Genomic DNA, 13,056 nt, shown 5'->3' with positions numbered 1-13,056 from the left:
CAACGTCTTTGGTTCTGTTCGGTCGTCAGGCCATGCCCTGGTGCCGCAGCAGGGCGTCCAGCGTGGGCTCGCGGCCGCGGAAGGCCTTGAACGACTCCATCGCCGGCCGGCTGCCGCCCGCCTCGAGTATGGCTCTGCGGTATTTTCTACCCGTTTCCACGCTGGGCATACCGTCATTACCCGCTGTTTCCTCGAACGCGGCGTACGCGTCGGCGGAAAGCACTTCGGCCCACTTGTAGCTGTAGTAGCCGGCCGCGTAGCCGCCCGCGAAAATGTGACTGAAAGTATGCGCCATGCGGTTGAACGCGGGCGGTTTGAGCACCGCGACCTCGTCGCGGACCTTCTCGAGCAGCGGCATGAAGTCGGCGGACGGATCGTGGTCCGTGTGCAACAGCATGTCGAAAAGCGCGAACTCGATCTGCCGCAGCGTGCCCAGGCCGCTCTGGAAATTCTTCGCGGCCAGCATCTTGTCGAAGAGCGGGCGCGGCAGCGGCTCGCCGGTGTCCACGTGCGCCGTCATGTGCTTGAGCACGCCCCATTCCCAGCAGAAGTTCTCCATGAACTGGCTCGGGAGTTCCACCGCGTCCCATTCCACGCCGCTGATGCCCGAGACGTCGCGCTCGTTCACCTGCGTGAGCATGTGGTGCAGGCCATGGCCCGACTCGTGGAAGAGGGTGATGACGTCGTCGTGCGTCAGCAGCGGCGGCTTGCCTTCGACGCCTTCGGCGAAGTTGCACACGAGGTGCGCCACCGGCGTCTGCAGCTTGCCGTCGTCGGGGCGCGCCCAGCGCGCGCGCACGTCGTCCATCCACGCGCCGCCGCGCTTGCCGGTGCGCGCGTCGGGGTCCAGGTAGAACTGGCCCACGAGCTTGCCTTCGCGCTCGATGCGGTAGAACTCCACCGTCGGCGCCCACACGGGCGCGTAGTCGCGGCGGATCGCCACTTCGAACAGCGTCTCGATGATCTTGAAGAGGCCCGCCAGCACCTTGGGCGCGGTGAAGTACTGCTTCACCTCCTGCTCGCTGAAGGCATAGCGCTCCTCCTTCAGCTTCTCGCCGATGAAGGACCAGTCCCAGGCCTGCGGGTCGGCGATGCCGAGTTTCTGCGCGGCGAACTCGCGCATGTCCTGCAGGTCCTTCTCCGCATACGGCCGCGCGCGCTTCGCGAGGTCGCGCAGGAAGGTGACCACCTGTTCGGGCGACTGCGCCATCTTCGGCACGAGCGAGACTTCGGCGAAATTCTTGTAGCCAAGCAGCTGCGCCTCTTCGCGGCGCAGCGAGAGGATCTCGCGCATCAGCTCGCTGTTGTCGAACTTCGCGTCGCCCTGGTCGCTGGCGCGCGTGACGTAGGCGCGGTACATGCGCTCGCGCAACTGGCGGTTGCGCGCGAACTGCATCACTGGCAGGTAGCTCGGCATCTTCAGCGTGAGCTTGTGGCCGGCCTTGCCTTCGGCTTCTGCAGCGGCGCGCGCGGCCTGCACCACGTCCTCGGGCACGCCTTCGAGTTCTTCCGCGCTCGCGTAGTACGAGAAGGCGTCGGTGGCGTCGAGCGCGTTCTCGCTGAACTTCTGCGCCAGCTCGGCCTGCCGCTCCTGGATCTGCGCGAACCGCTCCTTGGCCGCGCCCTGCAGCTCGGCGCCGGAAAGCACGAAGTTGCGGATGGCGTTCTTGTGCGCCTGCTTCTGCTCGGCGTTGAGCTGCCGCACGTCGATGGCCTTGTACTTGGCGTACAGGCGCTCGTCGGCGCCCAGGCGCGTCCAGAACTCGGTGACGCGGGGCAGGGCGGCGTTGTACGCGGCGCGCAGCTCGGGCGTGTCGGCCACGGCGTTGAGGTGGCCCACCATGCCCCAGGCGCGGCCGAGCCGCTCGGTGGCGGTGTCGAGCACCTTGGCGATCGCGTTCCACTCGGTGGGGAAGTCGGGTTTCGTCACCTGCTCCAGCGCCGCGTCGGCCTGGGCAAGGAGTTCATCGACGGCGGGGCCGACGTCGGCCGGCTGGACCTTGTCCCACAAGGGCAGGTCGTTGAAATCGAGGAGGGCGTTGCTCATGCTGCCGTATTTTGCGGCACGAGCGCGCGTTTCAACGTGTGGCGCGCTCCGCGGCGTCGATCGTATTGACGAGCAGCATCGCGCGCGTCATCGGGCCCACACCGCCGGGAACCGGCGTGATCCAGCCGGCAACCTGGGAAACTCCGGCGAAGTCCACGTCACCGCAGAGCTTGCCTTCGTCGTTGCGGTTCATGCCCACGTCGATGACGACGGCGCCGGGCTTGACCATGTCGGCGGTCAGCACGTTGCGCTTGCCGACGGCCGCGACCACGACGTCCGCGTTGCGCGTGAAAGAGGCGAGGTCCTTCGTACGGCTGTGGCAGATCGTCACGGTGGCGTCCTTCGCCAGCAGCATCATCGCCATCGGCTTGCCGACGATGTTGCTGCGGCCGATGACCACGGCGTTCCTGCCCTTCAAGTCGTAGCCGATCGACTCGAGCATCTTCAGGCAGCCGTGCGGCGTGCAGGGCCAGAAGCCCGGCTGGCCCACCATCAGCGCGCCGGCGCTGGACACGTGGAAACCGTCGACGTCCTTGGCCGGCGAGATCGCCTCGATCACCTTGTGGCTGTCCATGTGCTTCGGCAATGGCAGCTGCACGAGGATGCCGTGCACCGTGGGGTCCGCGTTGAGCGCGTGGATGCGTTCGAGCAGCTGCGCTTCGGCGAGCGTGGCCGGGTAGCGCTCCAGCGTCGCCTTCAGGCCCGTCTGCTCGCTGTCGTTGACCTTGTGCTTCACATAGACCTGGCTGGCCGGGTCTTCGCCCACGAGCACGATGGCCAGGTGCGGCTGGACGCCGCGGGCCTTCAGCGCTTCGACCCGGCCCACGACTTCGGCGCGGACCTGCTTGGCAAGCGCGTTGCCATCGATGATCTGTGCGGCCATCAGGCTTTCGGGGGTGTCTGGCCGAGCGCGATCTTCAGCAGGTCGGCCACGGTGTTGGCGTTCAACTTCTCCATGATGTTGGCGCGGTGCGCCTCCACCGTCTTGATGCTGATGCCCAGGTCGTCGGCGATCTGCTTGTTCAGGCGGCCCGCGACGATGCGCTCGAGCACCTGCGCCTCGCGCGAGGTCAGCTTGGACAGCAGCGCGTCGCGGCTGGCCTGCGACTGGTATTCGGCGAACGTGTCCTTCGCGCGCTCGAGCATGCGCTCGACCAGCGACACCAGCTCGTCTTCCTTGAAGGGCTTCTGGATGAAGTCCATCGCGCCCTTCTTCATCGTGTTCACCGCCATCGGCACGTCGCCGTGGCCTGTGATGAAGACGATGGGCAGCGGCGACTTGCGCTCGACCAGACGGTCCTGCAGCTCCAGCCCGGTCATGCCGCCCATGCGGATGTCGACGATCAGGCAGGCCACCTCGCGCGGGTCGTAGCGGGCGAGGAAGGATTCGGCGGAGTCGAAGCAGCGGACGCGGTAGTCCTTGCCCTCCAGCAGCCACTGCAGCGAATCGCGGACGGCCTCGTCGTCGTCGACGACGTACACGGTTCCCTTTTTGGGAATCAAACTCATACTGTCACCCCGGCGTCCTTGCCTGCTACTGTATTGATAGCGCCGGAGACCGGTATCCAGAAGGAAAAACGGCACCCGGCGACTTCCACCCCATTGTAGATGTTCTCCGCGTGCATCCTCCCGTGGTGCGACTCCACGATGCTGCGGCACAGGTTCAGGCCGATGCCCATGCCTTCCACCTTCGTCGAGAAGAAGGCCTCGTACAACCGGTCCATCACTTCGGGCGCGAGGCCCGAGCCCGAGTCGAGCACCGAGAACTCCACCACCTGCTGGTCGTCCACCTGCTTCGGGATCGCGCGCAGCTCCACGCTGCGCCGGCTCGCGGGCCGCTTGGCGTGCTCGATGGATTCGGCGGCGTTCTTCAGCAGGTTCACCAGCACCTGCTCGATGAGGATCGGGTCCACCATCAGCTTGGGCAGGCGCGCGGCGACGTAGTGCGACAGGCGAACGTTGCGTCGGCGCAGCTCGATCTCGGCGAGCTCGAGCGCCTCGTTCACCATCACGTGCACGTCCGACGGCGTGCGGTTGGGTTCGCTGCGTTTCACGAAGGAGCGGATGCGCTGGATGATCTGGCCCGCGCGCTGCGCCTGCCGTGCCGTCTTGTCGAGCGCGGCCAGCAGGTCCTCCTCGTTGATCTGCTTGCTCTTGATCCGCGAGACGAGGCCGTTGCTGTAGTTGAGGATGGCGGTGAGCGGCTGGTTGAGCTCGTGCGCGACGCTCGAGGCCATCTCGCCCATGGTCACGAGGCGGCTGGCGGATTGCGCGCGCTCGGCCTGCGCGGCCGATTGCTCTTCCGCGTGGCGGCGCGGCGTGATGTCGGTGGCGATCACCATCTGCGCGAGGCGCCCGTCCACCCAGTTGAGGTAGCGCGACCGCACTTCGAGCCATTTGCCGAGCTCGGGCACGTAGATCTCCGCGTTCTCCGATTGCGCGGTCGTGAGGGTGCCGGTCGGCAGTCCGGCGAACGCGTCGACGTCGTCGAGCGTCTGTTCGGGCCGCTGCGCCGGAACGCCAGCCTGCGCCACCATCTGCAAGTGGCCCGCGGCCTGCCCACCGAACCACAGCCGATAGAGCTTGTTGGCGAAGAGCAGCTCTTCGCTGCCGAGCGGCGCGACGGAAACAGATGCATCCAATGCTTCCAGCACGGTCGTGAAGCGCTCGTGCGACGCCTGCAACTGCTCCCGGATGCGGTTCGGCTCGGTGATGTCCGTCATCGACGTCATCCAGCCGGTCTGGTGGCCCTTGGCATCCACGAGCGGCGACACGTACAAACGCGCATCGAAGAGCGAACCGTCGCGGCGCTTCACGCGCACCTGCAGGCCGCCCGGCGCGGTGCGGCCGTTGAGCTCGTCTTCGAGGCGCGCCGCGAGCATGTCGCGGTCTTCGTCGGGCCAATACGGGAAGGGCGGCGTGCGGCCCACGAGCTCCGCCTCGCTCCAGCCCGTCATCTGGCAGAACGCGGCGTTCACGTAAGTGATGCGGCCCTGGTGGTCCAGCGCGCGCATGCCGGTGAGCATGGAGTTCTCCATCGCACGGCGGAAGTTGGTCTCGGCCACCAGCGCGTGCTGCGCCTGCACGCGGCGGCGCGTGTGCCGCCAGTTCGCGATCAGCATCCACGCCGTCATCGCGGAGAGCGCACCCACCAGCCAGAACAACCCGCTGCCGATCACGCCGAGGCCGGTGCGATACGCCTGCGCGCGCAGGATCAGCCCGTTGCCCACGGGCGAGACGGGCACTTCGTATTCGTTGGGCTGCGCGGCCCACGGCAGCAACTGCGTCGCCGGGTTGCGCGGCGGCACCGAGGTGCCCGCGATCACGCGGCCCTTGCCGTCGAGCAGCGCCACGGCGTACTTCGCGGCCACTTCGGCCGGTACGCCATAGCGCAGCAGTCCGTCGATCGAATACTCGCCGAGCACCACGCCACCGAAGCGCCCCTGGTCGGTCATCGGCACGTGCAATTGCAGCAGGCCGCGCTCGGCACCCGCCGCGGGCTGCGAATAGACCGGCTGCTGCAGGTCGCGCGCCAGGCTGTACATGCTCTCGGTTTCGCCCGGCCGCAGGATCTCGCCGTTGGCCCGCATGTTGTTGCTCGAAACGCTGGGCGCCGAGTAGGTGGCCTTGATGCGCCGCCGCTCGTCGATCCACGTCAGCACCTGTAGCTCCGGGTATTGCACCACCATCGACTCGGCGCGGCCCATGAACTCCTCGGGGTCCACCTCCTTGTTGGCCACGTCGCGCGCCAGGCGCATCAGCTGCTCCTGCCGCTCCAGCAGGCGCAAACGCACGCGCTGCTGCGCGTACTCGACGTCGCGCTTGACGGCCTCCTGCTCGCGGTCCATCTCCTCCAGCCGCAGGTACCAGAAGGCCGACACGATGGCGGCGAGGAAGAGCAGCACCGCGGCGAGCGGCGCGAGCATCGCGAAGCGGTCCTGGCGGGTCGGCGTCTGGCGCCGCCACCAGTGCCGCCACCAGGCGGGCGGGGCGGCGGGCTCGGGCTCTTGGTCCGGGGCCGGAAGGTTGTCTTGCATCAAACCGCTAGTGTAGGCCGGGCTGGCTACGTAAAACCCACATTATGAAACCAGTCGGCACCATTTGAAATGTGAAGAATTCTGTGAGAGACTCGCGCCACCGTACGCGGTGGCGTACTAAATTCACCCGGCATAACAAGGAGACAAGCCCATGTCTGCACAACCCGAGAAACTCTTCGGTGCCGCCGCCAACGACGCGGATGCCCAGGAAACCCGTGAATGGCTCGACGCCCTCGGCGCCGTCATCGCATCCGAGGGCCGCGAACGCGGCCACTTCCTGATCGAGCAGCTGCTCGAGGAAGCGCGGCAGCACGGCATCGACATGCCGTTCTCGGCCACGACAGGCTACGTCAACACCATCGAGCCGGGCGACGAGGAGCGCTGCCCCGGCAACCTCGAGATGGAAGAGCGCCTGCGCGCCTACATGCGCTGGAACGCGATGGCGATGGTCGTGAAGGCCAACCGCCTGCACCCCGAGGACGGCGGCGACCTCGGCGGCCACATCTCCTCCTTCGCCTCGCTCGCCACCATGCTGGGTGCGGGCTTCAACCACTTCTGGCACGCCGAGAACGAGAACCACGGCGGCGACTGCCTCTACATCCAGGGCCACAGCGCGCCCGGCATCTACGCGCGTGCCTTCATGGAAGGCCGCATCAGCGAGGAGCAGCTGCTCAACTTCCGGCAGGAAGTGGATGGCAAGGGGCTGAGCTCCTACCCCCACCCGAAGCTGATGCCCGAGTTCTGGCAGTTCCCCACGGTGTCGATGGGCCTTGGCCCGCTGATGGCGATCTACCAGGCGCGCTTCCTGAAGTACCTGCACGCGCGCGGCATCGCCAACACCGAGAACCGCAAGGTGTGGGCGTTCCTCGGCGACGGCGAGATGGACGAAGTGGAATCGCTCGGCGCGATCGGCGTGGCCGCCCGCGAGAAGCTCGACAACCTGATCTTCGTCGTCAACTGCAACCTGCAGCGCCTGGACGGCCCGGTGCGCGGCAACGGCAAGATCATCCAGGAGCTGGAAGGCGAGTTCCGCGGCGCCGGCTGGAACGTCATCAAGCTGATCTGGGGCAGCTACTGGGACCCGCTGCTCGCGCGCGACAAAGAAGGCATCCTGCGCAAGATCATGCTGGAGACGCTCGACGGCGACTACCAGGCCATGAAGGCCAACGACGGTGCCTTCGTGCGCAAGAACTTCTTCGGCCGCCACCCCAAGGCGCTGGAGATGGTCGCGAAGATGAGCGACGACGACATCTGGCGCCTGAACCGCGGCGGCCACGACCCGCAGAAGGTCTACGCGGCCTTCCATCGCGCGACGACCACCAAGGGCCAGCCCACCGTGCTGCTCGTGAAGACCGTCAAGGGCTTCGGCATGGGCAAGGCGGGCGAGGGCAAGAACATCGCGCACCAGGCCAAGAAGCTGGGCGACGACGACATCAAGGCCTTCCGCGACCGCTTCAACATCCCGATCCCGGACGACAAGCTCGCCGAGATCCCGTTCTACAAGCCGGAAGAGCACACACCGGAGATGAAGTACCTGCACGAGCGCCGCCAGGCCCTCGGCGGCTACCTGCCCAAGCGCCGCCCCAAGGCGGACGAGCAGCTGAAGGTGCCGGGCCTCGACGCGTTCAAGGCCGTGACGGACCCGACGGCCGAAGGCCGCGAGATCAGCACGACGCAGGCCTACGTGCGCTTCCTCACCACGCTGCTGCGCGACAAGGAGCTGGGCCCGCGCACGGTGCCCATCCTCGTCGACGAGGCGCGCACCTTCGGCATGGAAGGCCTGTTCCGCCAGATCGGCATCTACAACCCCGAAGGCCAGAAGTACACGCCGCAGGACCGCGACCAGGTCTCCTACTACAAGGAAGACGTGGCCGGCCAGATCCTGCAGGAGGGCATCAACGAAGCGGGCGGCATGGCCAGCTGGATCGCCGCGGCCACGTCGTACTCGACGAGCAACCGCATCATGATCCCGTTCTACATCTACTACTCGATGTTCGGGCTGCAGCGCGTGGGCGACCTGTGCTGGGCGGCGGGCGACATGCAGGCGCGCGGCTTCCTGCTGGGCGGCACGTCGGGGCGCACGACGCTCAACGGCGAAGGCCTGCAGCACGAGGACGGCCACAGCCACATCATGGCGGGCACCATCCCCAACTGCATCTCCTACGACCCGACCTTCGCGCACGAAGTGGCGGTGATCATGCAGGATGGCCTGCGCCGCATGGTGGAGAAGCAGGAGAACGTCTTCTACTACATCACCCTGCTCAACGAGAACTACCCGATGCCCGGCCTGAAGCCCGGCACCGAGCAGCAGATCGTCAAGGGCATGTACTCGCTGCTCGACGCGCCCAAGATCGCCAAGGGCCCGCGCGTGAACCTGCTGGGCAGCGGCACGATCCTGCGCGAGTCGATCGCCGCGCGCGACCTGCTGGAAAAGGACTGGGGCGTCGCCGCCGAAGTGTGGAGCTGCCCGAGCTTCAACGAGCTGGCGCGCGAGGGCCTCGACTGCGAGCGCTTCAACCTCCTGCACCCCACCGACAAGCCGCGCGTCTCCTTCGTCGCGCAGCAGCTGGACAAGCACGACGGCCCGGTGATCGCGTCGACCGACTACATGAAGGCGTACGCCGAGCAGATCCGCCCCTTCATGCCCAAGGGCCGCACGTACAAGGTGCTGGGCACCGACGGGTTCGGGCGCAGCGACTTCCGCAGCAAGCTGCGCGAGCACTTCGAGGTGAATCGCCACTACATCGTCGTGGCGGCCTTGAAGGCGCTGTCGGAAGACGGTACCGTGCCGGTTGCGAAGGTCGCCGATGCCATCAAGAAGTACGGGATCAAGGCCGACAAGATCAACCCCCTGTACGCATAAGCAAGAACAAGAGACAAGGCAAGAAACATGGCACTGGTTGAAATCAAGGTCCCCGACATCGGGGACTTCGAGAGCGTCGCCGTCATCGAGCTGCTGGTGAAGCCCGGCGACACCGTCAAGGCGGAGCAGTCCCTTCTCACCGTCGAGAGCGACAAGGCGTCGATGGAGATCCCGTCGTCGCACGCGGGGGTGATCAAGGAGCTGAAGGTCAAGCTGGGCGACAAGGTCTCCGAGGGTTCGGTGATCGCCGTGATCGACGCTGCTGGTGCGGCTGCCGCACCGGCGCCCGCGGCGCAGCCCGCGCCCGCGCCGCAAGCAGCAGCGCCGGCACCGCAGGCCGCCGCGCCGGCGCCGGCCGCTGGCGCCGGCCCGATCGAAGTCAAGGTCCCCGACATCGGCGACTTCAAGGACGTCGCCGTTATCGAAGTGCTCGTGAAGCCGGGCGACACGGTCAAGGTCGAGCAGTCGCTCATCACCGTCGAGTCGGACAAGGCTTCGATGGAGATTCCCTCGTCCGCCGCGGGCGTGCTCAAGGAGCTGAAGGTCAAGGTCGGCGACAAGGTGAACATCGGCGACCTCATCGCGATCGTTCAAGGGTCCGGGGGTGCAGCCGCACCGGCACCGGCGGCGCAAGCCGCGGCGCCCGCGCCCGCGACGGCATCCGCGAGCGCACCTGCGCCCGCGCAAGAGCGCACGCCGCCCACGGCCGCGCTGCCGCCGCACGAACCCACCGCGCCCACGACCAACCTGCCGCATGCATCGCCGTCCGTGCGCAAGTTCGCGCGCGAGCTCGGCGTGCCGCTGGAGGAAGTGAAGGGCTCCGGCCCCAAGGGTCGCATCCTGCATGAGGACATCCAGTCCTTCACCAAGGCCGTGATGGCCGGTGACAAGCAGACGAAGGCTGCGTCGGCGAAAGCGCCGGCGGGTGGCGGCGGCGAAGCGCTCGGCCTGCTGCCGTGGCCGAAGGTCGACTTCGCGAAGTTCGGCCCGGTGGACCGCAAGCCGCTGTCGCGCATCAAGAAGATCAGCGGCGCCAACCTGCACCGCAACTGGGTGATGATCCCGCACGTCACCAACCACGACGATGCCGACATCACCGAGCTCGAAGCCTTCCGCGTCAAGCTCAACAAGGAAAACGAGAAGAGCGGCATCAAGGTCACGATGCTGGCCTTCCTCATCAAGGCCAGCGTTGCCGCGCTGAAGAAATTCCCCGAGTTCAACAGCTCGCTCGACGGCGACGAGATGGTGATGAAGAACTACTGGCACATCGGCTTCGCGGCGGACACGCCCAATGGCCTGGTGGTGCCGGTGATCAAGGACGCCGACAGGAAGGGCGTGCTGCAGATCAGCCAGGAAATGGGTGAGCTGGCGAAGAAGGCGCGCGACGGCAAGCTCGGCCCTGCCGACATGTCGGGTGCAACTTTTACGATTTCTTCGCTCGGCGGCATCGGCGGCCGGTACTTCACACCCATCATCAACGCGCCGGAAGTCGCTATCCTCGGGGTGTGCAAGAGCACGACCGAGCCCGTGTGGGACGGCAAGCAGTTCCAGCCGCGGCTGATGCTGCCGCTGTCGCTCTCCTGGGACCATCGCGCTGTCGACGGCGCGGCGGCCGCGCGGTTCAACGCCTACCTGGGGCAGATCCTGGCGGACTTCCGGCGGGTGCTGCTCTGAAGAAGAAGCAACAAACGCAAAGATGACGACTGTCGTAGTGGTGAGAAAAGCGGGCCAGATCGCGATCGCGGCCGACACGCTGGTTACTTTCGGGGACACCCGCCTGGCCCACCGCTTCGAGGACAACAGCAAGATCTTCCAGGTCGAGACCGACGGCGGCCCCAGCTACATCGGCATGGCCGGCACCGTGGCGCACTTCCCGGTGTTGCGCAAGGCCATGGGCTCGATGCCGCGCGAGATCCTCAAGCTGGGCAGCAAGGACGAGGTGTTCGACACCTTCACCAAGCTGCATCCGTACCTGAAGGACAACTTCTTCCTGCAGACGAAGGAAGAGGACAGCGACCCGTACGAGTCCAGCCAGTTCAGCGTGGTCATCGCCAACGCGAGCGGCATCTACGGGCTGTACTCGTACCGCGAGGTCTTCGAGTTCAAGGAGTTCTGGGGGATCGGGTCCGGGCGCAGCTTCGCGCTGGGCGCGATGCATGCCGCTTATGCCAAGGCAAAGACCGCCCGCGAAGTGGCGGAAGCCGGGATCGCCGCCGGTTGCGAGTTCGACCGCAACTCCGCCGGGCCGTGCGACATCTTCACGATCAAAGCGAAAGAAACAAAATGAGTGCGACGACGGAAGTGAAAGTCCCCGACATCGGGGACTTCAAGGACGTGGCTGTCATCGAAGTGCTGGTGAAGCCCGGCGACACGATCAAGCCGGAGCAATCGCTCATCACGGTGGAGAGCGACAAGGCGTCGATGGAGATTCCTTCGACGCATGGCGGGGTCGTCAAGGAGATCAAGGTCAAGGTCGGCGACAAGGTCAGCGAAGGGTCTACGCTCGCGCTGGTCGAGACCAGCGCTACGCAGCCCCTTCCAGGCGCAATGGACTCCCCCCCACCCCAGCCCGCCCCCTCGAGGGGGCGGGAGCAGGAGCCCGCCGCGTCGATCGCGCCGCCTTCCGGCCAATACGACTGCGACATGCTCGTCCTCGGCGCCGGCCCCGGTGGCTACTCCGCCGCGTTCCGCGCCGCCGACCTCGGCATGAAGACCATCCTCGTCGAGCGCTACGCGTCGCTCGGCGGCGTGTGCCTCAACGTGGGTTGCATCCCGTCCAAGGCGCTGCTGCACGTGGCCGCGGTGATGGACGAGGTGAGCCACATGGACACGCTCGGCATCACCTTCGGCAAGCCGCAGGTGGACCTCGACAAGCTGCGGGCGCACAAGACCAAGGTGGTGGGCAAGCTCACCGGCGGTCTTGCGGCCATGGCCAAGATGCGCAAGGTGACGATCGTGCGCGGCTACGGTTCGTTCGTCGACCCGCACACCATCGAAGTCGAAGAGACGACGGGCACGGGCCAGGACAAGACCGGCACGAAGAAGAAGATCAGCTTCCGCAACTGCATCATCGCGGCGGGTTCCCAGGCCGTGCGCCTGCCCTTCATGCCGGACGACCCGCGCGTGGTGGATTCCACCGGTGCGCTGGAACTGCGCGGCCAGCCGAAGAAGATGCTGATCCTCGGTGGCGGCATCATCGGCCTCGAAATGGGCACCGTGTACTCCACGCTCGGCGCGCGGCTCGACGTCGTCGAGATGCTCGACGGCCTGATGCAGGGTGCGGACCGCGACCTCGTGCGCGTCTGGCAGAAGATGAACACGCCGCGCTTCGACAACATCATGCTCAAGACGAAGACCGTCGGCGCGGAAGCGACGAAGGACGGCATCCTCGTGAAGTTCGAGGGCGAGCAGGCACCGAAGGAGCCGCAGCTCTATGACCTGGTGCTGCAGGCCGTGGGCCGCAGCCCCAACGGCAAGAAGATCGGCGCGGAGAAGGCGGGCGTGACCGTCAGCGACCGCGGCTTCATCCCGGTGGACATCCAGATGCGCACGAACGTGCCGCACATCTTCGCCATCGGCGACATCGTGGGCCAGCCCATGCTGGCGCACAAGGCGGTGCATGAGGCGCACGTGGCCGCCGAAGCCGCGATGGGCGAGAAGTCGGCGTTCAATGCGCGCGTGATCCCGAGCGTGGCCTATACCGACCCCGAGGTCGCGTGGGTGGGCCTTACCGAGGACCAGGCGAAGGCGCAGGGCATCGCGATCAAGAAGGGGCACTTCCCGTGGACTGCCTCCGGGCGCGCGATCGCGAACACGCGCGACGAGGGGTTCACGAAGTTGCTCTTCGATGCCGAGACGCATCGCATCCTTGGGGGCGGGATCGTCGGCACGCATGCCGGGGACATGATCGGCGAGGTGGCGCTGGCCATCGAGATGGGTGCCGATGAGATCGACATCGGCAAGACGATCCATCCGCACCCGACGCTCGGCGAATCGATCGGCATGGCGGCCGAGATTGCGCATGGGACGTGTACGGACGTGCCGCCGGCGCGGAAGTAGGTTTTGGTTCGGGGGCGTCCGTAAGCGTAGTCTCGAGCTCGCCACTCTTG

General features: G+C 66.6%; 8 protein-coding genes. 4 read left to right on the top strand and 4 right to left on the bottom strand.

Features of this window, described 5'->3' with window-relative positions; translation table 11 throughout:
• Window positions 1–25: 25 nt before the first annotated feature.
• Genes H8R02_RS19790 through H8R02_RS19775 form a run of 4 tightly spaced genes read right to left on the bottom strand, consistent with a single transcriptional unit; the run spans window position 26 to window position 6,084 of the window.
• Complete coding sequence (locus H8R02_RS19790) at window positions 26–2,047, bottom strand: M3 family metallopeptidase (RefSeq protein WP_187083197.1); 2,022 nt, start codon at window positions 2,045–2,047, stop codon at window positions 26–28.
• Between the two features lie 31 nt (window positions 2,048–2,078).
• Window positions 2,079–2,930 carry a bifunctional methylenetetrahydrofolate dehydrogenase/methenyltetrahydrofolate cyclohydrolase FolD gene (folD, locus tag H8R02_RS19785; RefSeq protein WP_187083196.1) on the bottom strand — a complete coding sequence of 284 codons (852 nt, stop codon included), beginning with the start codon at window positions 2,928–2,930 and terminating at the stop codon, window positions 2,079–2,081.
• Complete coding sequence (locus tag H8R02_RS19780) at window positions 2,930–3,556, bottom strand: response regulator transcription factor (protein ID WP_187083195.1); 627 nt, start codon at window positions 3,554–3,556, stop codon at window positions 2,930–2,932. The genes folD and H8R02_RS19780 overlap by 1 nt, the downstream gene beginning before the upstream one ends.
• Window positions 3,553–6,084 carry a PAS domain-containing sensor histidine kinase gene (locus H8R02_RS19775; RefSeq protein ID WP_187083194.1) on the bottom strand — a complete coding sequence of 844 codons (2,532 nt, stop codon included), beginning with the start codon at window positions 6,082–6,084 and terminating at the stop codon, window positions 3,553–3,555. Before H8R02_RS19775 ends, H8R02_RS19780 begins: the two co-directional genes overlap by 4 nt.
• 151 nt (window positions 6,085–6,235) lie before the next feature.
• Between H8R02_RS19775 and aceE the strand changes: the two genes are divergently transcribed.
• The 4 genes from aceE to lpdA are packed head-to-tail and all read left to right on the top strand — an operon-like array spanning window position 6,236 to window position 13,006.
• Complete coding sequence (aceE, locus tag H8R02_RS19770; RefSeq protein WP_187083193.1) at window positions 6,236–8,947, top strand: pyruvate dehydrogenase (acetyl-transferring), homodimeric type; 2,712 nt, start codon at window positions 6,236–6,238, stop codon at window positions 8,945–8,947.
• A gap of 27 nt (window positions 8,948–8,974) precedes the next feature.
• The gene (aceF, locus tag H8R02_RS19765; RefSeq protein ID WP_187083192.1) at window positions 8,975–10,621 is read left to right on the top strand and encodes a dihydrolipoyllysine-residue acetyltransferase; all 1,647 of its coding nucleotides are present in this window, start codon (window positions 8,975–8,977) and stop codon (window positions 10,619–10,621) included.
• Between the two features lie 22 nt (window positions 10,622–10,643).
• Window positions 10,644–11,234 carry an Ntn hydrolase family protein gene (locus H8R02_RS19760; protein WP_187083191.1) on the top strand — a complete coding sequence of 197 codons (591 nt, stop codon included), beginning with the start codon at window positions 10,644–10,646 and terminating at the stop codon, window positions 11,232–11,234.
• The gene (lpdA, locus tag H8R02_RS19755; RefSeq protein ID WP_187083190.1) at window positions 11,231–13,006 is read left to right on the top strand and encodes a dihydrolipoyl dehydrogenase; all 1,776 of its coding nucleotides are present in this window, start codon (window positions 11,231–11,233) and stop codon (window positions 13,004–13,006) included. The genes H8R02_RS19760 and lpdA overlap by 4 nt, the downstream gene beginning before the upstream one ends.
• Window positions 13,007–13,056 lie beyond the last annotated feature (50 nt).

Source organism: Ramlibacter albus, assembly GCF_014297445.1.
In the GTDB taxonomy this organism is placed as follows: domain Bacteria; phylum Pseudomonadota; class Gammaproteobacteria; order Burkholderiales; family Burkholderiaceae_C; genus Ramlibacter; species Ramlibacter albus.
The sequence above is the reverse complement of the archived record's forward strand: the minus strand, read 5'-3'. Positions and strand labels throughout refer to the sequence as shown.

What these genes read in the sequence shown, in the direction of transcription:
- H8R02_RS19760 (WP_187083191.1), top strand. Translation starts at nt 10,644, where the DNA reads ATGACGACTGTCGTAGTGGTGAGAAAAGCGGGCCAGATCGCGATCGCG.
- H8R02_RS19780 (WP_187083195.1), bottom strand. Translation starts at nt 3,556, where the DNA reads ATGAGTTTGATTCCCAAAAAGGGAACCGTGTACGTCGTCGACGACGAC.
- H8R02_RS19775 (WP_187083194.1), bottom strand. Translation starts at nt 6,084, where the DNA reads ATGCAAGACAACCTTCCGGCCCCGGACCAAGAGCCCGAGCCCGCCGCC.
- aceE (WP_187083193.1), top strand. Translation starts at nt 6,236, where the DNA reads ATGTCTGCACAACCCGAGAAACTCTTCGGTGCCGCCGCCAACGACGCG.
- lpdA (WP_187083190.1), top strand. Translation starts at nt 11,231, where the DNA reads ATGAGTGCGACGACGGAAGTGAAAGTCCCCGACATCGGGGACTTCAAG.
- H8R02_RS19790 (WP_187083197.1), bottom strand. Translation starts at nt 2,047, where the DNA reads ATGAGCAACGCCCTCCTCGATTTCAACGACCTGCCCTTGTGGGACAAG.
- folD (WP_187083196.1), bottom strand. Translation starts at nt 2,930, where the DNA reads ATGGCCGCACAGATCATCGATGGCAACGCGCTTGCCAAGCAGGTCCGC.
- aceF (WP_187083192.1), top strand. Translation starts at nt 8,975, where the DNA reads ATGGCACTGGTTGAAATCAAGGTCCCCGACATCGGGGACTTCGAGAGC.